This window comes from Halegenticoccus soli (genome assembly GCF_002844195.1).
Classification (GTDB): Archaea; Halobacteriota; Halobacteria; order Halobacteriales; family Haloferacaceae; genus Halegenticoccus; species Halegenticoccus soli.
Map to the genome: position 1 here is coordinate 708,038 of NZ_PEND01000002.1, position 22,610 is coordinate 730,647.

At 70.3% G+C, this 22,610-nt stretch carries 23 protein-coding genes; 14 read left to right on the top strand and 9 right to left on the bottom strand.

Going from position 1 to position 22,610, the window contains the following annotated elements:
• Positions 1-36: 36 nt before the first annotated feature.
• The 3 genes from CNO20_RS08560 (at position 37) to CNO20_RS08570 (ending at position 2,164) form a co-directional block, all read left to right on the top strand.
• Positions 37-237 carry an HVO_0649 family zinc finger protein gene (locus tag CNO20_RS08560; protein WP_101295699.1) on the top strand — a complete coding sequence of 67 codons (201 nt, stop codon included), beginning with the start codon at positions 37-39 and terminating at the stop codon, positions 235-237.
• 88 nt (positions 238-325) lie between these two features.
• Positions 326-637 carry a hypothetical protein gene (locus CNO20_RS08565; protein WP_101295700.1) on the top strand — a complete coding sequence of 104 codons (312 nt, stop codon included), beginning with the start codon at positions 326-328 and terminating at the stop codon, positions 635-637.
• Between the two features lie 6 nt (positions 638-643).
• Entirely contained in the window at positions 644-2,164 is a 1,521-nt protein-coding gene (locus CNO20_RS08570) for a sodium:solute symporter family protein (RefSeq protein ID WP_101295701.1), read from the top strand.
• A 39-nt stretch (positions 2,165-2,203) separates the two neighbouring features.
• Here CNO20_RS08570 and CNO20_RS08575 read toward each other — a convergent pair whose 3' ends face one another.
• The 5 genes from CNO20_RS08575 to CNO20_RS08590 form a co-directional block, all read right to left on the bottom strand.
• Positions 2,204-4,189, bottom strand: coding sequence for a DUF2070 family protein (locus CNO20_RS08575; RefSeq protein ID WP_101295702.1), 1,986 nt, complete (start codon positions 4,187-4,189; stop codon positions 2,204-2,206).
• A 145-nt stretch (positions 4,190-4,334) separates the two neighbouring features.
• The gene (locus CNO20_RS08580) at positions 4,335-4,886 is read right to left on the bottom strand and encodes a GMP synthase subunit A (protein WP_101295703.1); all 552 of its coding nucleotides are present in this window, start codon (positions 4,884-4,886) and stop codon (positions 4,335-4,337) included.
• Positions 4,887-4,982: 96 nt separating this feature from the next.
• Complete coding sequence (locus tag CNO20_RS08585) at positions 4,983-5,423, bottom strand: VOC family protein (RefSeq protein WP_101295704.1); 441 nt, start codon at positions 5,421-5,423, stop codon at positions 4,983-4,985.
• A gap of 45 nt (positions 5,424-5,468) precedes the next feature.
• Positions 5,469-5,597, bottom strand: a complete 129-nt coding sequence (locus tag CNO20_RS24080; RefSeq protein ID WP_269844128.1) for a hypothetical protein — start codon at positions 5,595-5,597, stop codon at positions 5,469-5,471.
• Positions 5,598-5,702: 105 nt separating this feature from the next.
• The gene (locus CNO20_RS08590; RefSeq protein WP_101295705.1) at positions 5,703-6,230 is read right to left on the bottom strand and encodes a DUF7097 family protein; all 528 of its coding nucleotides are present in this window, start codon (positions 6,228-6,230) and stop codon (positions 5,703-5,705) included.
• Between the two features lie 68 nt (positions 6,231-6,298).
• Here CNO20_RS08590 and CNO20_RS08595 point away from each other — a divergent pair, with 68 nt between their 5' ends.
• Complete coding sequence (locus CNO20_RS08595) at positions 6,299-6,661, top strand: DUF192 domain-containing protein (protein ID WP_101295706.1); 363 nt, start codon at positions 6,299-6,301, stop codon at positions 6,659-6,661.
• Between the two features lie 84 nt (positions 6,662-6,745).
• Here CNO20_RS08595 and CNO20_RS08600 read toward each other — a convergent pair whose 3' ends face one another.
• Entirely contained in the window at positions 6,746-7,585 is an 840-nt protein-coding gene (locus CNO20_RS08600) for an ABC transporter permease (RefSeq protein WP_101295707.1), read from the bottom strand.
• A complete protein-coding gene (locus tag CNO20_RS08605) occupies positions 7,582-8,277 on the bottom strand; it encodes an ABC transporter ATP-binding protein (RefSeq protein ID WP_199174767.1) in 696 nt (231 codons plus the stop codon). The genes CNO20_RS08600 and CNO20_RS08605 overlap by 4 nt, the downstream gene beginning before the upstream one ends.
• A 231-nt stretch (positions 8,278-8,508) precedes the next feature.
• On the opposite strand from CNO20_RS08605, the gene CNO20_RS08610 reads away from it, so the two are divergent.
• Positions 8,509-10,041: a (R)-citramalate synthase gene (locus CNO20_RS08610; protein WP_101295708.1), complete on the top strand. Its 1,533-nt coding sequence runs from the start codon at positions 8,509-8,511 to the stop codon at positions 10,039-10,041.
• Between the two features lie 60 nt (positions 10,042-10,101).
• Here the strand turns inward: CNO20_RS08610 and CNO20_RS08615 are convergent, their stop codons facing one another.
• The gene (locus CNO20_RS08615; protein WP_101295709.1) at positions 10,102-10,839 is read right to left on the bottom strand and encodes a M23 family metallopeptidase; all 738 of its coding nucleotides are present in this window, start codon (positions 10,837-10,839) and stop codon (positions 10,102-10,104) included.
• Positions 10,840-11,053: 214 nt separating this feature from the next.
• Between CNO20_RS08615 and CNO20_RS08620 the strand changes: the two genes are divergently transcribed.
• The 5 genes from CNO20_RS08620 to metG all read left to right on the top strand — a co-directional run bounded on the left by CNO20_RS08620 (position 11,054) and on the right by metG (position 18,918).
• On the top strand, positions 11,054-12,007 hold the full coding sequence (locus tag CNO20_RS08620) for a PhzF family phenazine biosynthesis protein (protein ID WP_101295710.1): 954 nt from the start codon (positions 11,054-11,056) through the stop codon (positions 12,005-12,007).
• A 147-nt stretch (positions 12,008-12,154) separates the two neighbouring features.
• Entirely contained in the window at positions 12,155-14,479 is a 2,325-nt protein-coding gene (gene ppsA / locus CNO20_RS08625; protein WP_101295711.1) for a phosphoenolpyruvate synthase, read from the top strand.
• Positions 14,480-14,642: 163 nt separating this feature from the next.
• On the top strand, positions 14,643-15,731 hold the full coding sequence (gene mfnA, locus CNO20_RS08630; protein ID WP_101295712.1) for a tyrosine decarboxylase MfnA: 1,089 nt from the start codon (positions 14,643-14,645) through the stop codon (positions 15,729-15,731).
• 89 nt (positions 15,732-15,820) lie between these two features.
• On the top strand, positions 15,821-16,381 hold the full coding sequence (locus CNO20_RS08635) for a YqaA family protein (RefSeq protein WP_101295713.1): 561 nt from the start codon (positions 15,821-15,823) through the stop codon (positions 16,379-16,381).
• Between the two features lie 287 nt (positions 16,382-16,668).
• Positions 16,669-18,918: a methionine--tRNA ligase gene (gene metG, locus CNO20_RS08640; RefSeq protein WP_101295714.1), complete on the top strand. Its 2,250-nt coding sequence runs from the start codon at positions 16,669-16,671 to the stop codon at positions 18,916-18,918.
• A 20-nt stretch (positions 18,919-18,938) separates the two neighbouring features.
• Here the strand turns inward: metG and CNO20_RS08645 are convergent, their stop codons facing one another.
• Entirely contained in the window at positions 18,939-19,172 is a 234-nt protein-coding gene (locus tag CNO20_RS08645; protein ID WP_101295715.1) for a DUF2171 domain-containing protein, read from the bottom strand.
• Between the two features lie 190 nt (positions 19,173-19,362).
• Here CNO20_RS08645 and pyk point away from each other — a divergent pair, with 190 nt between their 5' ends.
• From pyk to CNO20_RS08665, 4 genes are all read left to right on the top strand, one after another.
• Complete coding sequence (pyk, locus tag CNO20_RS08650) at positions 19,363-21,114, top strand: pyruvate kinase (protein WP_101295716.1); 1,752 nt, start codon at positions 19,363-19,365, stop codon at positions 21,112-21,114.
• A 119-nt stretch (positions 21,115-21,233) separates the two neighbouring features.
• A complete protein-coding gene (locus CNO20_RS08655; protein WP_101295717.1) occupies positions 21,234-21,542 on the top strand; it encodes a DUF7312 domain-containing protein in 309 nt (102 codons plus the stop codon).
• 35 nt (positions 21,543-21,577) lie between these two features.
• Entirely contained in the window at positions 21,578-22,165 is a 588-nt protein-coding gene (locus CNO20_RS08660) for an NfeD family protein (RefSeq protein ID WP_101295718.1), read from the top strand.
• Between the two features lie 78 nt (positions 22,166-22,243).
• Positions 22,244-22,610, top strand: a 367-nt coding sequence (locus CNO20_RS08665) for an SPFH domain-containing protein (RefSeq protein WP_269844129.1), incomplete at its 3' end; no start/stop codon positions are given.

Consider the following 22,610-nt stretch of genomic DNA (forward strand, 5'->3'; position numbering starts at 1 on the left):
GGAAGCGTTATGTATTATCGTGATAATTGTTAGCGTATGTCTGTCCACAGGGCCATGGGGACGACGGCGCTGGATCGGCTCAAGGCGCGGTACGACGCGGAGGAGCGGACGTGTCGGCAGTGCGGGTACGTCGACCGCGAGGGCGGTTGGCAGGTCGAAACGACCGGGAGCCGCGTCCTGTACCGGCACATCTGTCCGAGTTGCGGGGCGATAGACCGGCGGGAACTCCGGCTGTAGGTCCGGGCGCGGCGACCGCGTATCTGAACACTACCTGACGCTCTCGCCCACAGGATTATGTAGTTCGATCTCCGAACAGTGCGACCATATGGTCGAAGAGACCCGCGAAAAAACGGAGGCACAGGCGACCCGAACCGAGGCGTTTCCGTCCTCGACCGGGTGGACGTTCTTCTCGGAGCGGACGACGCGGGCGCAGCGACGGCGGTACCTCGCCCACGCGCTCGTGTACGCGCTCGGGCTGAGTCTCGTCGTCTGGCCCGGGGTGCTCCCGTTCAATCGGGTGGAGCCGCTCGTTCTCGGGCTCCCGTTCGTCTTCTTCTGGACGGCCGCCTCGCTCGTGATCGTGCTCGTCAACAGCCTGCTGCTGTACCGCTTCGAGTACGGCAGCTTCCTGGGGTGAGAAACCGTGGACACCGAATCGCTCATCGTGCTCGGCGTGCCCGCGGCGTACCTCCTCGTCGCGCTCGCCGTCGGCGTCGGTAGCCGCGGGAAGGCCGAACAGAACACGACCGAGGGGTTCATCGCGGGCGATCGAGCCCTCGGCCTGGTCGTGCTCTACTTCGTCATGGGCGCGAGCATCATGAGCGCGTTCGCGTTCCTCGGCGGGCCCGGCTGGGCGTACAGCCGCGGTTCGGCGGCGTTCTACATCCTCGCGTACACCGGCTTCGGGATGGTGCTGTGGTACGTCTTCGGTCCGAAGGCCGCCCGCCTCGGCCGGAAGTACGGCTACGTCACGCAGGCCGAACTCGTCGCCGACCGGTACGACAGCAACCTCCTCGCCGCGCTCATGGCCGTCGCGAGCATCGGGGCGTTCATCCCCTACACGGTGTTACAGATGAAGGGCGTCGGGTTGATCCTGAGCCAGGCCAGCGGCGGCCTGCTCCCGTTCTGGCTCGCCGCGCTCATCCCGTTCGTCGTCATCGTGGCCTACGTCTTGTCGAGCGGCATGATGGGCGTCGGGTGGTCGAACGTACTGCAGGGCGTGATGATGCTCGCGCTCGCGTGGGGGCTCGGCGTCTACCTCCCGATCGAGCTGTACGGCGGGATCGGCCCGATGTTCCGGCAGATCGCCGCGGAGAACCCGGGATTCCTCGTCATCGGCGATCCGGCGACGGGGATGCCGATGCTCCAGTACTCGAGCTACGTCGTCGTCTCCGTGCTCGGCTTCGTCATGTGGCCGCACCTGTTCATGCGGGCGTACACGGCGAACAGCGAGCGGACCCTGAAGCGGACCATCGCCATCTACCCGACGTTCGGGTTCATCATGATCCCGATCCTGCTGATCGGCTTCGCGGGCGTCCTCTACGTGCCGGATCTGCCGAACCCGGACAACATTCTGCCGTACATGGTGACGACGCTCGAACTCAACCCGTGGATCGTCGGCTTCTTCTTCGCCGGCGGGCTCGCGGCGGCGATGAGCAGCGCGGACTCCATCATCCACGCGGCCGCGAGCGTGTTCACCCGGGACTTCTACCGCCGCGTGATCGATTCGGACGCGAGCGACCGGACCCAGACGCGCATCACGCAGGCGGCCGTCGTCGGCGTCACGGCCGTCGCGTACTACTTCGCCGTCGCGAGCGAGGTCGAGATCGTCCAGCTCCTGGCGGGCGCGTACGGCGCGATCATCCAGTTCCTGCCGCTCATGGTCGGGGCGTTCTTCTGGGTCCGGGCGACCAGGGAGGGCGCGATCGCCGGCCTGGTCGCCGGGAGCGCGGTCACGGTGTACTACACGTTCTTCGCGCCGTCGCCGTACGAGTTGCACGCGGGCGCGTGGGGTCTCCTCGTCACGACCGTCGTGTTCGCCGTCGGAAGCCTCGCGACGGAGGTCGACGACGTCGAGAGCGCCCGGCGGTTCATCCGCGACTCGCGGCCCGACCGCCCCGCGCCGTCGCGGTCGACCGACGGCTCCGCGCCGGCGGACGACTGAGCGGCCCGCCGCCGCGAGGGTAAGCCGACGACCGCGCGGCTACGCCAGGAAGAAGATCAGCACGCTCACCGCCATCGCGGCGATGATGACCGCGGCGGCGAGCGCGCCGCCCATCGAGATGGCGACGTTCGCGTGACTGGCGAGGGTCTCCGTCCGGTCGTTGCCGAAGACGGTGACCTCCGCCCGCTCGACGGCCATGCCGGCGCTCACGGGTTCGAGGTCCGCGCGCGCCTCGCGCACGAGCCGGGAGACGAGCGCGAGAAGCTCCCCCTGGTCGATGGCGGCTCCGACCTGGTTCTCGGCCTTCACGGTGTTGACGATGTGCGTGTCGGTCGTCATGACCTCCGCGGCGTCGACCGTCGCGGGGGCGGGAGCCCCGCCGGCCCCGTCGGCCGCGAGGGGCGCGCGCTCCGCCTCGCGCTCCCCGCCCTCGCCGTCGCACAGCGATTCGACGATGCGGTCCCGCAGCCCCGGTTCCATGTTGTTCCCGTCGATGAGGACGTAGGCAGTCGTCTGCCCCGCGACCTCGGTCACGGCGACGCGGACGCCGAGCGGGCCGATGCCCTCCGTCGGCGTCCACGCCGTCCGATCCCACGCGACGCCGAGTCGCACCGCCCCGCCCTCGGCGTCGCGGATCGCCTCGCCGGCCAGCCCGGCCGCCCGGATCATGTCGAACGAGCGCTGGCTGCCCGGGGTGACGTGCCCGAGGTCGGGGCCGTCGAGGCCGTCGTTGCAGTTGTGCGCGTCGGCCAGGAGCACGTCGTCGAGCCCCTTCGTGCGCGCCTCGGTCGCCGCCGTGAGGCCGACGGCGTACTCGACGTCGTCGGCGCACCCGGGCGCGAAGGTGGAGACGAGGAGCGCGTCGTCGCCGAACCCCTGCCCGAGCATCGACGCCTCGCCGGCCGTCACCTGGACGCTCCGCGTCCCCTCCGTCGCGTACTCGATGCGCTCGTGCGCCTCGTCGACCGCGTCGAGGACGGTGTCGACCTCCCGCTCGGTGACGAGGTTGAAGTCGTGGCCCGCGGTCGCGTGCGGCGGGAACGCGAGGCCGTCGGACCGCCTGGCGACCCGCTCGGGGAAGTTCCCGCCGCCGATCTCGCCCATCGGGCCGGGGTGGATCATCGGCAGGACGAACCGCGCCTTCTCGGTTCCGTCCCCCCGGCGGAACGCGAGCACCGTGACGGGGACGACCGCCCGCTGGCCGAGCTGCTCGAAGAAGTCCTCCAGCTCGCGCGAGCCCTCGGCGATGTGGCCGATGAACCCGCGGAGGAAGTCGAGCCCCGAGACCCCGAGACTGTTCCGCCACGGCCGGTCGATGACGGTGAGGAAGACGTAGACGGCCCCCGCGTACACGAGACAGGTGACCGCGAGGAGGAGGAAGTGGTCCGGGCTAATCGCCGACAGCACGGGCGGGGCGTGGTCCGCCCGCGAGAGGTACCGCAGGAGGTACGCGTCGAAGATGTCGCCGCCGACCTCCACGTAGCGGATGGTGCCGCTGTAGACGAAGAGCAGCACGGCGGACGCGACGGTCTGGAGGCTCGCCGGCACGCTCGCCACCAGCAGCGACGAGCGCGAGACCGCCATGACGACGAGGAGCCGGAGCGCGAAGATGGACGCGAGCGCGACGACGAGCGCGTCGAAGACGAACCGCTGGCCGAGCCACGGGACGAGCACGGCGAGGATGGCCGCGAGGGTGACGACGGCGACGACGACGACCTCGCAGGTGAGCGCGAGCAGCGACGACCGGTTCCGGGTGAGCTTTCCGCCGACCAGCCGGTCGACGCCGGCGGTGCCGAAGCTGGCGATGATCGTCGGGATGCCGATGAAGAAGATCCCCTCCCAGGCGTCCTTGCCGAGGAAGAACACCCCCTCCCACACCCACGTCCGCCGGGAGATGCCGAACCCGAACGCGGCGACGCCGGCCATCGCGGCGACGACGAGCGCGAACGCGAGACTAGAATACCAGTTGGGCGCTCGAAAAATAAAGCGCGACAGCCCCGCGAGATTGCTTTGAGTGGCGGTCATCGGTCGGTGTTTGTCCGGGTCTGTCGTAAAACCCAGCGTCTCGTGAAAGTCCGCAGTCCGGACGGGTCCGGCTGACGATCCGGCTTCGCGTTCGAAACGCGGCGTCCGTGGCCTCGGTCGTACGTACGGGGCGGGGCCTCTTAAGCTACGACCGGCAGATCGCGAGGAAGTTCTCGAAGACCTCCTGTCCCCGCTCGGTGTGGGCGACCTCCGGGTGCCACTGGACGCCGTAGAGGTCGCGCTCGGCGTCGCTCATGGCCTCGATGCCGCACACGTCGCTCGTGGCAGTGTGGGAGAAACCCTCGGGGAGCGCTTTCACCTCGTCCGCGTGGCTGGCCCAGACGCGGGTTTCGGGGGCCAGAGAGCCGACCAGCGGGTCGTCCTCGTCGACGATCTCGACGGTCACGTCCGCGTAGCCGCCGTACTCGCCCCCGCCGACGCGGCCGCCGAGTTCGTGCGCGATGACCTGCATGCCGAGACAGATGCCGAGCACCGGCACGTCGAGGTCCAGGTAGTCGGCACAGCGGCCGGCGCGCTCGATGTCCGGCCCGCCCGAGAGGACGAGCCCGTCGGCGTCGATCTCCTCCGGGGGCGTCGCGTTGTCGACGATCGCGGCGTCGACGCCCGCGTCCCGGAGGGCGCGCCCCTCCAGGTGGGTGAACTGCCCGTGGTTGTCGATGACGGCGATCCGTGTCATGGGCGGTGTTGCACGCCCGGGCTCAAAAGGCAATCGAAATCCGGGAGAGATGTGCGCGTTCGTGCATTCTCGTCGGGGGACGGGGGATCGTCCGGTTCACGGGAGGTCGGCGGGATCGAACCGCGCGTTCGTCCCCCGCCACTCGCGCCGATCGTTCTCCGCGCGCGTGTCGAGGTACACCTCCACGCCGTTGCCGTCCGGGTCGTCGAAGTACAGGGCCTTGCTGATCCCGTGATCCACGGGGGAGACCGCGACGCCGCGCTCGCGGAGGCGGTCGTGCGTCGCGGCCAGCGCCTCGGGCGTTTCGACCTCCCAGGCCGTGTGGTAGAGGCCGACGCCCTCGCCGGGGCCGGGGGCGCTCTCTCCGAGCGCCTGGAGCGCGAGGTCGTGGTGGCGCTCGCCGAACGAGAGGAACGCGAAGTTCACGTACCGCTCGGTAACGGCGAGGCCGAGCAGGTCTGCGTAAAAGTCGATCGCGCGGTCGAGGTCTCTGACCTTGAGGTGGACGTGACCGAGGCGCGCGGCGGTGGCCGTCATCGGGGGCAGTACGTCCGGGTGGCACGTCAGCCCGTCGGTCGCGGCTCAGGCGGACGCGCGTCCGCCCCGAAGCCCCCTGACGAGCTTCCGGAGCAGTTTGAGCGACCGGACGACGCTGCGGACGTCGTCGAGGACGCGCACGAGCCGGATCAGGCGGCGGAGTATCGAAGCCATACGAGTGGATCGTTAGCACGGAGCAATAAGGTTGTGGCCCGGTCGACTGCGGTCCGAGCGGCGTTCGGTCGTCCCGGCGGCGTCCACCCGCTCGCGGTCTCGGTCTCACTCGCGGTCGCGGTCGTTCGCGTACCGCTCCGCGGCCGACGCGAACCCGAACTCGGCCATCTCCCTGCCGCGCCGCTCCTCGCGCGCCGCGGTCGCCTCGGGGTCGGGGCTCGCGTCGTCGGTGATCCGCGCGAACGAGTTGTGGATCTTGGCGTGACACCACCGGCAGAGCGCGACGGTGATCTCGTGGCTCGTCCCGCCGCCGTCGGCGTAGGAGAGGTGGTGTTCCTCCAGCAGCGGTCGGGCGTTCTCGTGGGCCATCCGCACCTCCTCCAGTCCGCAGCGGACGCACTCGCGACCGTCCGTCGTCGAGCGGTAGTGCGGGCAGTCGCGCCACTCGCAGTCATCCTCGCCGACCGGGCACGCGTAGTCGTCCGCCGCCCGCTCGGCGGCGAACTCGGGGTCGTGGCCGGCGTACCCGAGCGCGTACCGACACCGACCGTCGCCGGTGAGGTGGTCGCACCGGCCGGCGAACTCGTACGGGTCGTCCGCGCCGACGGGCGTTCCCGCGGGCGTCTTCTCCATGCCGCCACTTGTCCGTCGACGGATTTGAATCCTCACTTCTTTTTGTGTTCCCCGCCCGTCGGGCTGCTGTGCGTCTCGTACACCGACACGGAGGGAGGGAACGCGTCCTGGCGACGCGCGTGGAGACGGCGGATTCGGTTCTCGCAAAGGCCCGGGGGCTGATGTTCCGTCGATCGGTCCTCGACGACTACGCGCTCGTCTTCCGCTTCGACGCGCCGACGACCCGGAGCCTCCACATGGTTTTCGTCCCGTTTTCGATCGACGCGCTCTGGCTCATCGAGGGCGAGGTCACCCGGAAGCGACGACTCCGGGCGTGGACGGGCCTCGGCTGGGGGACCGCCGACGCGATCGTCGAACTCCCCGCCGGCGCGGCGGACGGGGTGGAGGAAGGGGACGTCGTCCGGCTCGAAGGCGCGCGCGAGTCCGGGTGAGCGCGTCGCGCCCCGGTCCGGACCGGGAATCCGACGGGGCGCGACGCCCGCCGGGAGGTCCGCGGGTAGCCCGCCGCCGACGGATCAGGCTCCCGAAGCCCCATCGTCCGTCGCGTCGCCGATCTCCTTCAGCTGTTCGGCGTCGGTGAAGACGTACGTGCCGATCAGGAGGCTGCTGGTCACGCTCGTCAGTCCCCCCGCGCCGAAGATCATCGCCATGATGACGAACTGGTAGAGCGCGGCGTAGATCGGGTTCTCGCCGGAGAGGATCATCCCCGCCATGATGCCCGGGATCCACACCCACCCGAGGCTCTTGAGCGAGTCGACGATTGGGATGAGCGAGGCCCTGACGCCCGTCCGAACGTGCTCTGCGATCACCGCCGACGGGGGCGCGCCGAGGGCGAGCCCGGCCTCGATCTCCGCCCGGTTCGACCGGAGCTCCCCCCTGAAGCGATCGAGCGCGAGCGAGTTGATCTGCATCGAGTTGGCGATGATCATACTCCCGACCGGCACGAGGTTCCTGACGGTCGGCTCGATCGCCCCCGCGATCGTCATCACGACGATGACGAGGCCGGCCCCGAAGGCGATCGCCGCGAACGAGACGCGGACGACGCCGGGCAGCCCCTCCCCCCGGTTCTTCGAGATCCAGGTCGCGCCGCCGATCATGAGGAGGAGGATCGCGCCGCTCCAGACGAAGTCGACCGTGAGCAGGACGCCGACGATCGACCCCATGGCGACGATCTGCACCAACCCCCTCGTCAGCGCGACGCCCAGCTCCCGTTCGAGGTCGAGTCCGCGGAGGCGGGAGACTCCGACCACGAGGGCCGCGAGTACGGTCGCCGTGGCGACCTGGGAGACGCCCTTGGCGAGCACCGGGTCGCGGAACTGGTCCGCGAACTCGGCCGCCTGGGCGACCGCGCTCACGCGACCACCTCGCGTGCCGTCCCGATCCGCTCGACTCGCCCGTCGCGCAGTCTCATCGCTCGCTCGCCCAGCCGCTCCGCCTGCCTCTCGTCGTGCGTCACCAGGACGACGGTGAGGGACAGATCGCGCAGGAGCGACTCGACGCGGGCTTCCGCCCGCGAGTCGAGGCTCGACGTCGGCTCGTCGAGCAGGAGCACTTCGGGACCGTTCACCAGCGTCCTGGCGAGCGCGACGCGCTGGGCCTCCCCGCCGGAGAGGTCGGCCGCGTCCCGCTCCGCGTACCCGTCGAGGCCGAGCCGCCGGAGCGTCGTCTCGACCCGGCGATCGTCCACCGCTTCGCCCCGGAGTCCCGGGCCGCGGACGACGTTCTCGTAGACGGAGCCGTCGACGAGGGCCGGATCCTGCGGGACGAGCCCGACGCGCTTCCGGAGCTCGCGGGGCGGGTACTCGCGGTAGTCGACGCCGTCGAGGAGCACCGTTCCCTCGGTCGGCTCGTCGAGCCGGTTCAACAGCCTGAGGAAGGACGACTTCCCCGACCCGGACGGGCCGACGACGACGAACACCTCGAACTCGCGGATTCGAACCGAGATCGAATCGACGATTCGCACCCCGTCGACGACGCGCGTGAGCTCTCGCGCCTCCAGTTTGATCGACGGGGATCGGGACTCCGCCTTCCGGTGTTCGGGGCTCATTCGCTCGGATCTTCGGGCGCTCGCACCGTAAGCGCACGGCATCAGATCGAGCCGGCCGGTTCGATCGGACACCAAGTTCTGTCGGAACCGCCTCCTTTATCCGCCGACCGACCCTGGTGTGAGACACCATGTCGGATGACACCCCGACGTCGGAGGATAGAGTAAGTCGAGGCGACTCGGCTGGCCGTGAAATTCTCCCGCGCGCATGACTCTCACGACGGCGATCGAGGCGTGACCGGACCGTTCGGCGGTCTCGGACGCCCGCTCGCCTCCGGAACCGAGGTACTGCTTCTCGACACGACGCTCCGCGACGGCGAGCAGGCGCCGGGCGTGTCGCTGTCGCCCGACGAGAAGGCCGAAATCGCCCGCGGGCTGGACCGCGCGAACGTCTCCGTGATCGAGGCGGGGAGCGCCTGCACCGGGCCGGGCGAGCGCGAGACGATCAGCCGGGTGACGGACCTCGGCCTCGACGCGACGGTGACGAGCTTCACCCGCGGCGTCCGCGGCGACGTCGACCTCGCGCTCGACTGCGACGTCGACGGGGTGAACCTGGTCGTGCCGGCGAGCGACCGCCACGTCGAACGGAAGGTCGGGGCAACTCGCGAGGAGGTGGTCGCGAGGACCGCGGACCTCGTGGCGTACGCCCGCGACCACGGCCTCTGGGTCGAGGTCATCGGCGAGGACGGGTCGCGCGCGGACACGGCGTTCCTCGAACGGCTCATGTCCGCGGCGTTCGACGCCGGCGCGGACCGCGTCTGCTACGCCGACACCGTCGGCCACGCGAGCCCCGAGCGGACCTACGAGGTCGTCTCGACGCTCGCGGCGCTCGGTCCGACGAGCACCCACACGCACGACGACCTCGGGCTGGCGATGACGAACGTTTACGCCAGCCTCGCGGCCGGGGCGGACCTCGTCCACGCGACGGTCAACGGCATCGGCGAGCGCGCCGGCAACGTCGCGCTGGAGGAGGTCGCCATCGCCCTGCACCACTGCTACGGCGTCGACACCGTCGAGCTCGACGAGCTCCACGACCTCGCCCAGCTGGTGGCGCGGGCGACGGGGATCGACCTCCCGCCGAACAAGGCGGTCGTCGGGCAGAACGCCTTCACGCACGAGAGCGGCATCCACACCGACGGCACGCTCAAGGACGACGCGATGTACGAGCCGTATCCGCCGGAGACCGTCGGCCGGGAGCGCCGACTCGTCCTCGGCAAGCACGCGGGCCGGGCCGGGGTCCGCGCCGCGCTGGACGAACACGGGGTCGAGGCGACGGACGAGGAGCTCGCGGCGGTCGTCGAGCGCGTGAAGGCCCTCGGCGACCGGGGCAAGCGCGTCACCGACGCCGACCTCCTCGCCGTCGCCGAGGACGTGCAGGGGCGCGAGCGAGACCGGCGGGTCGAGCTGCTCGACCTCACGGCCGCGAGCGGCGGCGGCACGCCAACGGCGAGCGTCCGGCTGCTCGTCGACGGCGAGGAGCGCGTCGCCAGCGGCACCGGCAGCGGGCCGGTGGACGCCGCGGTCGAGGCCGTACGGGGCGCGCTCGGGGCGAGCGCGGACGCGCAGCTCGACTCCTACCACGTCGACGCCATCACCGGCGGCACCGACGCGGTCGTCACCGTCGAGGTCGAGATGTCCCGCGGCGACCGGCGCGTGACGGTCGCCTCCTCGGACGCGGACATCACCCGCGCCAGCGTCGAGGCGATGGTCGACGCGCTCGACCGGCTCCTGGCGGCGGAGCCGAAACCCGCGCCCGCCGACGACTGAGGGCGGCGATCCCGCGGAGCGGGCGGATCGACGAGCGAAAAATCGGAGCGCCGGGGTCGCTCAGAAGTTCGAGAGGTCGTAGTTCTTCGGGATCCCGCTCCTCACGTAGATCTCGTCGTCGTAGTCGCCGGCGACGTACTGGTCGCTCCCGTTCTGCTCGACGGCGAAGTGGACGTGCGGCCCGGTCGAGTTACCGGTGCTCCCCATCGTGCCGATCTGTTCGTGCCGACCGACGGTCTGGCCGCCGGAGACCCACACTTCCGAGAGATGGCAGTAGAGGGTCTGATAGCCGTTCTCGTGATCGATCTTGACGTAGTTGCCGCAGCCGCCGGACTCGTAGCCGGTGTAGGCGACGGTGCCCGCGCGCGACGCGAGGATCGGGGTGCCGGTGTCGTTGGCGATGTCGAGCGCGTAATGGTAGTAGCTGCCGCGGTCCTCGCCCCAGACCGAGGTGACGATGCCCGTCGCCGGGTACGCCATGTTCGCGTGCGCCGTCCAGTTCTCCGCGGACCAGCCCTCGAACCGGCCGTTGTCGCCGTCGCCGTTCCAGCGGAACTTCCACCAGCGGTACCCGTCGCTGTCCACCGGCCCGTCGATCACGTACCCGCCGGTGTACTGTTCGACGGTCGCGATGACGCCGTACCCCGTCCCCGGTCCGGTCCGGGCGTTCAGGTCGTCCGTCGTGTACACCGGCAGCCCGTCGTAGTGGGCCGACGCGGTCCCCGACAGGGTCGCCGTTCCGCCGATCGCCGCGGCCGTCGCTCCCAGGAACTTCCGTCTGCTGAGGTTTTCTTTCATCTTTGAACCTCAACCGCCGAATAATTTCATTTCAACATTAATTTTTCTTAAAATAAATTTCATAAAACGTGTCATTAGTGTCCGTGTGAGAAACGGTGACATCGGCAGCCCCGGCTGCGCGCGGCCGCTCGTGGCTGTGTGCGGACAGCGGCGGTCGACCCTCTCCGCTGATCCTGACCCGTAGTTTGATGGGCCCCTACTGCGACCACGGCCCATGGAGACGTGCCGCGCGCTGCTCGTCGACGCGTTCGCTTCGGAGCCGTTTTCCGGCAGGGCGGCCGGGGTGGTCCCCGACGCCGAGGGGCTCTCCGCGTCGCAGATGCGGGCCGTCGCCCGCGAGCTGGGCGCGGACGCGACCGCCTTTCTCCTCCCTTCGAGGTCCGCCGACCGCCGCGTCCGGTATTTCACCCCCGCGGGGGAGGTCGACCGCTGCTGCCACGCCGCCGTCGCCGCGCACGCGCACCTGCACGAGGAGAGGGGCATCGACGCCGGAACGCACTCGCTTGCGACGAACGCCGGCGATCTGGCGGTCGAGGTGACCCCGGAGGGCGTCGTCTGGGTGCCGCAACCGCGGCCGACCGTCGCCGCGATCGACCTCGATTACGACCGCGCCGCGGCGGCGCTCGGCGTCGATCCGGCGGCCCTCTCCGACGTGGCCGCGGAACTCCCCGCGGCCGTCGCCTCCGCCGGGCCGTCCTTCCTCGTCGTCCCCGTGAGCTTCCTCGAACCGCTCGGCGGCGCGGAGCCCGACGCGGACGCCGTCGCGGCGCTCGCGGACGAGCACGCCGTCGACGGGGTGTACGCGTTCACCTTCGACGCGCTCTCCGCGGAGTCGACGCTGCACGCGCGCGCGTTCGCGCCCGGTTTCGGCGTCCGCGAGGATCCGGCGACGGGTCCCGCGGCCGGGGCCTGCGGGGCGTACCTCCGGCGCGTCGGTGCGTTCGAGGGTGAGGCGGGCGGGGGCTCGGAACGCCCGGTCGGGGACCGAGTCGACGCGCGGGGGATCCCGGCGGAGATGCGGTTCGAGCAGGGCCACTTCGTCGACCGACCGAGCGCGGTTCTGGTTCGCGTCGGCGAGACGGTCCGGGTCGGCGGCCGCGCCGTCGCGGCGTTCGACGGGTCCGTCGCGGTTCCCGCTGACGAGGACGACGGGATCATCGAGGCCTGACCGCACAGGGGCGTCCGGTCGTATACGGCACCGGCCGACGAACGTCCGCCGAGCGCGACAATTCTTACTCGCCACCGAGTCAGTATTTTTCACCGCCGCACCGGTCGCAAGCTTCTTTAGCGAGTTTGTCGACCCTCCGAATGCGCAATGGCTGTACTTTGGCTGGACGACATCCGCGCCGCCGACCTGGAGACGGTCGGCGGCAAAGGGGCCTCGCTCGGCGAACTCACGGCGGCAGGACTGCCCGTCCCGCCCGGATTCGTCGTGACGGCCGGGACGTACCGCGCGTTCATCGAGGACTCCGGCATCGACGACGAACTCTTCGCGGCGATGGACATCGATCCGGAGGACTCCGCCGCGCTCGCGGGCGCGCAGGACCGCGCGCGCGAACTCATCATGGGAACGGAGCTCCCCGCCGAGGTGCGCGAGGAGATCCTGGAGGCTTACCGGTCCATCGGCGACGAGGACGAGGAGGCGTTCGTCGCGGTCCGCTCGTCGGCGACGGCGGAGGACCTGCCCGACGCCTCCTTCGCCGGCCAGCAGGAGACGTTCCTCAACGTGACCGAGAGGGACCTCCTCCGGCGCGTCAAGGAGTGCTGGGCGTCGCTGTTCTCGCAGCGGGCCATCTACTACCGGAACCGCCAGGGCTTCCCGCACGAGGAGGTCGACATCGCGGTGGTCGTACAGCGGATGGTCGACGCCGACAAGAGCGGCGTCATGTTCACGAGCCACCCCTCGACCGGCGAGCCGCGGATCATCATCGAGGCCGCCTGGGGGCTCGGCGAGGCGGTCGTCTCCGGCTCCGTGTCCCCGGACAACTACGTCGTCGACCGGGAGACGGCCGAGGTCGAGGAGTTCACCGTCGCCGACAAGAAGCTCATGCACGTCAAGGACCCCGAGAGCGGCGAGACCGTCGAGCGCGACGTGCCCGAGGACAAGCGCGAGGCGCGGGTGATCTCCGACGAGGAGATCGGCGAGCTCGTCGGGCTCGGCGTCCGGGTCGAAGAGCACTACGGCACCCCGCAGGACGTCGAGTGGGCGATCGCCGACGGGGAGATCTACATGCTCCAGTCGCGGCCGATCACCACCATCAGCGAGCAGGGCGACATCGACGACGCGAGCACCGACTCCCCGGAGGCCACCGTGGCCGCCAACGGCGGTTCCGAGTCGGCGCAGCAACAGCGACAATCGTCCGGCGACGACGTCCTCCTCCGCGGGCTCGGCGCGAGCCCGGGTATCGCCTCCGGCGCGGTCCGCATCGTCACGAAGCTCGACCAGCTCGACAAGGTGAACGAGGGCGACATCATCGTCACCGAGATGACGATGCCCGACATGGTGCCCGCGATGCGGCGGGCGGCCGGGATCATCACGGACGAGGGCGGCATGACGAGCCACGCGTCCATCGTCTCCCGCGAGCTCGGCGTGCCGGCCGTCGTCGGCACCGGCAGCGCCACCCGCCAGCTCGAAGACGGGCAGGTCGTCACTCTCGACGGCGACAAGGGCACCGTCCGCGAGGGAAGCGAGGAACCCCCGGAACGCGAGCGCGAGCCGGTCGAGGAGGTCCGTCCGAAGACGCCGGTCAAGCCGATGACCGCCACGGAGGTCAAGGTGAACGTCTCCATCCCCGAGGCGGCCGAGCGGGCCGCGGCGACCGGGGCGGACGGGGTCGGCCTCCTCCGCATCGAGCACATGGTGCTCTCGCTCGGCAAGACGCCGGAGAAGTACATCGCGGACCACGGCGAGCGGGCGTACGTCGACGAGCTCGTCGAGGGGATCCGCACTGTCGCCGAGGAGTTCTACCCCCGGCCGGTGCGCGTCCGCACCCTCGACGCGCCGACCGACGAGTTCCGCGAGCTGGAGGGCGGCGAGTCGGAGCCGCGCGAGCACAACCCGATGCTCGGCTACCGGGGCATCCGGCGGAGCCTCGACACCCCGGACGTGTTCACACACGAACTGGAGGCGTTCCGCCGCCTGTACGACATGGGGTACGACAACGTCGAGATCATGTTCCCGCTCGTCAACGACGCCGAGGACATCTACCGCGCCAAGACGCTCATGCGCGAGGCGGGCGTCGACCCCGACAAGCGCGACTGGGGCGTGATGATCGAGACGCCCGCCAGCGCGCTGTGCATCGAGGAGCTCGCGGACACCGGCATCGCGTTCGCCTCCTTCGGGACGAACGACCTCACCCAGTACACGCTCGCGGTCGACCGGAACAACGAGAACGTCGCCGACCGGTTCGACGAGCTGCACCCGGCCGTGCTCGAACTCATCGGCTCGACCATCGAGACGTGCCGCGAGCGGGGCGTGAAGACGAGCATCTGCGGGCAGGCCGGTTCGAAGCCGAAGATGGCGCAGTTCCTCGTCGAGCGCGGCGTCAGCTCCATCAGCGCGAACATCGACGCCGTCCGCGACGTCCAGCACGAGGTGAAGCGCGTCGAGCAGAAGCTCCTGCTCGATTCGGTGCGCTGAGCCACCGCTCCGCCTCGACGCGTCGAACGCGCCGCCGGCGTACCCGCGGTGCGGCGGACAGAACCGATGCGGCCGGCGGACGAAGCTCTCCGGCCCCTTCGAGGGTAGAAGAGGACGGACCAGAACGGAACGGATAAGCGGTGGGACGGGTTACGGAGGGAACATGCAGCGCGCCGCGCCGCAGGACTTCCGGCGGGTCCTTTCTTCGATGTGCACGGAACCGCACCCCGTCGCGCGGGAGGCGGCCGAGCGGTTCCTCGCGACCAACCCCGGCGACCCGGCGACGTACCGGCGGGTGGCCGAACTGGAGGAGCGGGCCGTCTCCCTCCTCGGCGAGATCACCGGGCTCTCCGATCCGCACGGCTACGTCGCGAGCGGCGGCACCGAGGCGAACATCCAGGCGGTGCGGGCGGCGCGGAACCGGGCGCGGCGGGACCGCGGGTGCGGCGCTCGAAGCGGCTCGTCGCGGCCGCTCAACGTCGTCGCCCCGAAGAGCGCCCACTTCAGCTTCCACAAGGCGGCCGACGTGCTCGGCGTCGAACTCCGGACCGTCCCGGTCGACGACGAGTTCCGCGCCGACGTGGACGCGGTGCAGGCGGCGCTCGACGCCGACACCGCGCTCGTCGTCGGCGTCGCCGGAACGACCGAGTACGGCCGGGTCGATCCGATCCCCGCGCTCGCCGACGTGGCTCACGACGCGGGCGCGCTCCTGCACGTCGACGCCGCGTGGGGCGGGTTCGCGCTCCCCTTCGCCGACGTCGCCTGGAACTTCGAGCACGCCGATATCGACACCATGACGATCGACCCCCACAAGCTCGGGCGAGCGGCGGTTCCCGCGGGCGGGTTCCTCGCCCGCGATCCGGAGACGCTCGACGCGCTGGCGGTCGACACGCCGTACCTGGAGACGACCTCGCAGGCGACGCTCACCGGGACGCGCAGCGGCGCGGGCGTCGCGAGCGCCGCCGCCGTCCTGGAGGCGCTGTGGCCCGACGGGTACCGCCGGCAGTTCGAGGCGTCGATGGCCGACGCGCGTCGGCTCGCCGACGCGCTCCGTGCGCGCGGCTTCGAGGTGGTGTCGCCGGAACTGCCGCTCGTCGCGGCGGGGCTCTCCGAGCCGCTCTTCGAGGCGCTCCGGGAGGTCGGCTGGCGGATCTCGCGCACCGCGCGCGGGGAGACGCGCGTGGTCTGCATGCCGCACGTGACCCGCGAAACCCTCGACGCGTTCCTCGCCGACGTCGACGCGCTCGCGTAGCGGACTCGTGTCGTTCGGCCTGACGTTCTTTCGAGGAGTCGCTTGGCGGAACCTCAACGCTTACGTGAGCGTGTTCACGAACTCCTACCGTGTCACTCATCCCGCTCCTGTTCGACGCGGTCGCGGGCGGCCTCTTCGAGCTCCCCTGGCTCGAAGGGCTCGTCGAACGGGCGACGGGGTGGGGCGGTCTCGTCGTCGTCTTCGTCTACTCGTTTCTCATCGCGTTCGCGCTGCCCGGCGTGAGCGAGGTCGTCCTCGCCGCGCCGCTGGAGCTCGGCATCGGCGAGGCGGCGACGCTCGCGGTCATCATCCTCGTCAGCAGCGTCGGCAAGGCCGCGGGGAGCGTCTTCGCGTTCCACCTCGGCCAGGAGGCGAAGGAGTCCGGGCCGATCATCCGCGCGCTCCGGCGCTCGCCGATCGACGTCATCGAGTGGTCGGAGCGGAAGTCGGTCGAAATCGCCCAGAAGTACGGGTACGCGGGACTCGCGCTCGCGCTGTGCGTTCCCGCGTTTCCCGACACGCTCTCGATCTACGCCTTCGCGGTGCTGGAGGAGGACTACGTCAGGTTCGCGATCGCCACCTTCGTCGGGAGCGCCGGGCGGCTGCTCGTCTGGCTCGGCGGGTGGAACGTGTTCGTCGCGCTGACCTGACCCGTGCTGCCACAGGTCACCGCGAACCGCGGCCCTTCGCGGCGCGCGGTTTAAATACGCTCGCCGGCTCTCTCCGAACGTGACGTACGCGCCCCCGCCCGACACGCGCTCGATGCGCCCGCTTCCTTTTAGCGCCGGGTGGACCCGTCCCGCGACCGTCGGCCGGTAGCACGGCCCGACGGCGACCGTCGGCGAACCCCGCCGCGCCCCGTTCCGGTGCAGCACGGGCAGCCGAAACCAGCGGGCTTTAGGCCCGCATGCGTGATGAAAGAGACAGAGACGCAACCATGAGCCACGAGGACTTCCCCACCGAACAGCACGCGGTGGTGACGTGCGGGCTGCCGTACGCCAACGGCGACCTGCACGTCGGCCACCTCCGGACGTACGTCGGGGGCGACGTGTTCGCGCGCGCCCTCCGAAAGCTCGGCCAGCGCACCGCCTTCGTCAGCGGGTCCGACATGCACGGGACGCCCGTCGCGGTCAACGCCGAGAAGGAGGGCGTCGATCCCGAGACGTTCGCCCTCCGCTGGCACGAGAAGTACGAGGAGACGTTCCCCCGCTTCCGCGTCGAGTTCGACAACTACGGGCACACGCACGACGAGACGAACGCCGAACTCACCCGCGAGATCGTCCGCACCCTCGACGAGAGGGGGTACGTCTACGAGAAGGACATCATGGTCGCCTACGACCCCGAGGAGGACCAGTACCTCCCCGACCGCTACGTCGAGGGGACCTGCCCGTACTGCGGCGCGAAGGCCCGCGGCGACGAGTGCGACGAGGGGTGTCAGCGACACCTCGAACCCGGCGAGGTCGTCGACCCCGTCAGCACCATCACCGGCAACCCCGCCGAGTACCGTGAGCGGACGCACAAGTTCTTCCGCGTCTCCGAGCTTCAGGAGTACCTCCAGGGGTTCATCGACCGGCTGGAGGGGACCGCGAACGCGCGGAACCAGCCCCGCGAGTGGATCGAGGGCGAACTGCAGGACTGGTGTATCACCCGCGACATGGACTGGGGGATCGACTACCCCGAGGGTAGCGTCGCTCCGGAGGAGCAACGGGACGGAGACGGTGATAGCGCGGAGCGTAGCTCCGCGGATCATTCGAGCGGGCGAAGCCCGCGAGAAGAAACCGTCGACGGGGAGGACGACCTCGTCCTGTACGTCTGGGTCGACGCACCGATCGAGTACGTCTCCTCGACGAAGCAGTACACGGAGCGCGTCGGCTCGGACGTCTACGACTGGGAAGCGGTGTGGAAGGGCGAGGACGTCTCCGAATCCGACGCGGATTCGGGGGCTCGCCCGACTCCGTCCGGCGGCGAGATCGTCCACGTCATCGGCCGGGACATCATCCAGCACCACACCGTCTTCTGGCCGGCGATGCTCCGCGCGGCCGGCTACAACGAACCCCGCGCCGTCATGGCGAGCGGGTTCGTCACCCTCGGCGGCAAGGGCTTCTCGACGAGCCGGAACCGCGCCGTCTGGGCCGACGAGTACCTCGACGAGGGGTTCGACCCGGATCTCCTCCGCTACTACATCGCCACCAACGGCGGGTTCCAGCAGGACGTGGACTTCTCCTGGGAGAAGTTCCAGGAGCGCGTCAACGGCGAGCTCGTCGGCACCGTCGGCAACTTCGTCTACCGGTCGCTCCTGTTCGCCCACCGGAACTACGAGGGGGCGCCGGCCGGGGTCGAGGGCGTCTCCGACGGGGTGCGCGAGCGCATCGAGGGCGCGGTCGCGGACTTCGGCGAGGCCGTCAACGACTACTCGGTCCGTGAGGCCGGCGGGGCCGCCGTCCGCCTCGCGCAGTTCGGCAACGAGTACATCCAGCGCAACGAGCCGTGGAAGCTCGTCGACGACGAGCCCGAGGCGGCCGCGCGGGTCATCTACGACTGCGTCCAGATCGCCAAGGCCGTCGCCGTGCTCTTCGAGCCGATCGCGCCCGGCGCGTGCGAACGCCTCTGGGAGGACCTCAACGAGGACGGCTCGGTCCACGAGGTCGGACTCGACGCCGCGCTCGAACCCCCGGCGGAGCGGTTCGACGAGCCGACGGAGCTGTTCGAGAAGATCCCGGACGAGCGCGTCGAGGAGCTGAACGAGAAGCTCGAAGCCCGCGTCGCGGAGGCGACGGCGGCCGACGAGGAAGGGGACGAGGCCGAGGACGCCGAAGCGACGGCGAACGACGAGGAAGCCGGTACCGACGACCTCGAACCCCTCGCCGACCAGCGCATCAGCTTCGAGGAGTTCCAGGCGCTCGACCTCCGCGTCGGCGAGATCCTCGACGCGGAGGGGATCGAGGGCGCCGACAAGCTCGCGAAGCTCACCGTCGACATCGGCCTGGAGGAGCGGCAGATCGTCGCCGGCATCAAGCAGCTGCACGACCTCGACGAGCTCGTCGGCGAGCGCGTGATCGTGGTGGCCAACCTGGAGAGGGCCGAACTGTTCGGCGTCGAGTCGAACGGCATGCTGCTCGCCGCGGGCGAACAGGCGGACGTTCTGACGACGCGTGGCGACGCGGTTCCGGGGACGAAGGTGCGGTAGGCGCGATCCCCGTCCGCCCGTCAGAACTCGCCGGAGAGGCGGACGACGTCGTCCTCGACCGACTCGATCTGGTCGGCGCGCAGCGACAGGCGGTCGTCCTCGTCGGGGGAGACGCTCGCCTCCGTGTCGGCCGAGACGCCCGTCTCGCCCTTCAGAATCGCCCTGTCGTCCTCGACGGCGGTTACCTTCCCGACCTCGTCGCCGTCGGCCGTCACGACCCGCTTGCCGACGACCGCGTCGGTGATGTGCTCCATACGCCGCCGTTCGACGGCCGATCGCCTAAGCGCTGTGGCCGGATTTCGGTCGGTCGGCGCCGGAGGACACGTACCGATCGGAACCCCTCCGAAGCGCTCGGTTCGGGACCGTTTCGCACCGCTCGAATCTGTAACTCGGGAGCGAGTTCTACCGCCGGGCTTTTTGAGAGGGTCGGCCGTAGAGCCCGGCATGAGAAACGCGAAAATCGTCTGTACGCTCGGTCCAGCTTCCGACGACCGGGCGACGATTCGCGCGCTGGCGGACGCCGGCATGTCGGTCGCCCGGCTGAACGCCAGTCACGGCACGCCGGAGCACAGATCGGAGGTCATAGAGCTGATCCAGTCGGTCGACGGGGCGACGGAGCACCCGCTCGCCGCCATGGTCGACCTCCAGGGCCCCGAGGTCCGAACCGCGCCGCTCGACGAGCCGATCGACCTCGAAACCGGCTCAGAGGTCCGGTTCGTCGAGGGCGACACGGCCACGCCGGAGGAGATCGGTCTCTCGCTCCCCATCGACGCCGCGGAGGTCGGCGACACGATCCTCCTCGACGACGGCCGCATCGAGGCGACCGTCCGGCGCGTCGAGGAGGGCGCGGTCGTCGCCCACGTCGACTCCGGCGGTCCGCTCGGCGGCCGAAAGGGCGTGAACGTGCCCGGCGTCGACCTCGACATCGACCTCATCACCGACAAGGACCGAAAGGAGCTGCGGATCGCCGCCGAGAAGGGGGCGGACTTCGTCGCCGCGAGCTTCGTCCGCGACGGCGGCGACGTGTACGCGATAAGCGACGCGCTGGAGGAGTACGGCGCGGACGTCCCCGTGATCGCGAAGATCGAGCGCGCCGGCGCGGTCGAGAACCTCGACGGCATCATCGACGCCGCCTACGGGGTGATGGTCGCCCGGGGCGACCTCGGCGTCGAGTGCCCGCTGGAGGACGTGCCGATGATCCAAAAGCGGATCATCCGCAAGTGCCAGGCGGCGGGCGTCCCCGTCATCACGGCGACCGAGATGCTCGACTCGATGGTTCACGCCCGCCGTCCGACCCGTGCGGAGGCGTCCGACGTGGCGAACGCCGTCCTCGACGGGACGGACGCGGTGATGCTCTCCGCGGAGACGGCGGTGGGCGACCACCCCGTGCGGGTCGTCGAGACGATGGACCGCATCGTCCGGGAGGTCGAGGCGAGCGAGGAGTACTACGACAGCCGGGAGCAGCGCGTCCCCATGGCGAGCGAGGAGTCGCGCACGGAGGCGCTGGCGCGGGCCGCCCGCTACCTCGCGCGCGACATCGGGGCGTCGGCGGTCGTCGCGGCGAGCGAGTCCGGCTACACCGCCCGCAAGACCGCGAAGTTCCGCCCGGTCGTGCCGGTCGTGGCGACGACGCCGAACGACCGCGTGCGCCGCCAGCTGGCCCTCTCGTGGGGTGTTCACCCCCGGTACGCCGACTACGCCGAGGGCGTCGATTCGGTCATCGACGGGGCGGTCTCCGCCGCGCTGGACGCCGGCGTCGCCCAGAGCGGCGACACGGTGGTCGTGCTCTCCGGCATGATGACGGAGCTGGAGGGGACGAACACGACGAACATGCTGAAGGTCCACGTCGCCGCCGAGGCCGTCGCGACCGGCCGGAAGATCGTCGGCGGCCGCGTCGCCGGTCCCCTCCACCGGATCGACGGGGGCGACCTCTCGTCGGTTCCGGAGGGCGCGCTGCTCGCGGTCCCCGCCGGGTTCGAGGGCGAGTTCGCCGGCGACCCGACGAAGCTCGCGGGGATCGTCGACGCCCGTCCCGGCATGACCGGCTACCCGGCGCTCGTCGCCCGCGAGCTCGACATCCCCATGATAAGCGGCGCGCCCGTCCCGGACGGCCTCGACGACGGCACCACGGTCACGCTCGACGCCGAGCGCGGCGTCGTCTACGAGGGCAACGTCCTCAGACCCGCGCGGTACTGATCCGGCCCTCCTTCGATCCGTTGCCGATCCGCCGCCGATCCGCCGGGACCGCGTCGCGTCGGATCCGCGGACGGTCTCGCCGTCGGTAGGCCTTTGACGGTCCGCGGCCTAGTGGACCTATGACACGTCCGCCCGACGATCGGGAGGGAGAGAGCGGACCGACCGAGTCGCCCCCGGAGACGAGCGATCCGGAGCGGGACGCCGGGGACCGTTCGGGCGACCGACCGCCGCAGGACGCCGAGGGTGAGAACGCGGACCGAGACGCCGACGACGAGGGCGAGGAGTGGCGGTTCGGACTCGACGAGGTCGGGGAGGACGCGGCCGAAGCGCGGCCGCCGCTCGAACCCGGCTCCCCGTCGCTCGAAAACGCCCTCTTCGTGCTTCTGGGTGCCGTCGGAACGCTGTTCGTCCTCGTCGCGATGGTGTGAAAAGGGTTAATCGGCCTCGTTCCTAACGTTCGAATATGTCACTCTCCCTCACGGTCCTCCAGGTGGATCTCCTCGACCCGGGGACGCTTCCCCTCCTGTTAGTCATCGCCGGGCTCGGCCTCTCGCTGGCGGAGGCGCTCGCCCCCGGGGCGCACTTCGTGGTCCTCGGGGTCGCGCTGCTCCTGGCCGGGCTCGTCGGGCTGGTGCTCGGGCCGCTCGCCAGTCCGATCGTGCTCGCGCTTCTCGTGCTCGTCTTCGGTAGCCTCGCGCTGTGGGGCTACCGCGAGTTCGACGTCTACGGGGGGAAGGGATCGGGTCGGACGAGCGATTCGGACTCCCTGACGGGGAAGACCGGACGCGTCACGGAGCGGGTCACGCCGACCGAGGGGCAGATCAAGCTCGACGGGGGCGGGTTCAACCCCTACTACGCGGCCCGAACGGTCGAAGGGGAGATCCCGGCGGGGACGGAGGTGATGGTCGTCGACCCCGGCGGGGGGAACGTCGTCACCGTCGAGGCGCTGTCGGTCGTCGAGGACGACATCGACCGCGAACTCGCGCGCGGCCGCCGCGAGCCTCGGGACCGAGAACCGAACGAGAGGGAGCGGGAGACAGAGCAGGCGTAGCCGCGATCGATCTCCCCCGGCGATCTGGCCCCGCATTTATGGGCAAGTCTTATCATATCAACATCCCAAGAGCCGAGTATGGCCCCCGTACTACAGGCAGGACTCGGCTTCGGCGTCGCGGCCGTCGGGTTGCTGCTGCTGTTGCTCGCGATCGTCGTGGTGTACAGCATGGTCGAGATCGTCAACGCGTACGAGAAGCGCGCGCTGACGGTGTTCGGCGAGTACCGCAAGCTGCTCGAACCCGGTATCAACTTCGTTCCCCCGTTCGTCAGCCGCACCTACCCGTTCGACTTGCGGACCCAAACGCTCGACGTCCCGCGCCAGGAGGCGATCACTCGCGACAACTCGCCGGTGACCGCCGACGCCGTCGTCTACATCCGCGTCATGGACGCCAAAAAGGCGTTCCTCGAGGTCGAAGACTACAAGACCGCCGTGTCGAACCTCG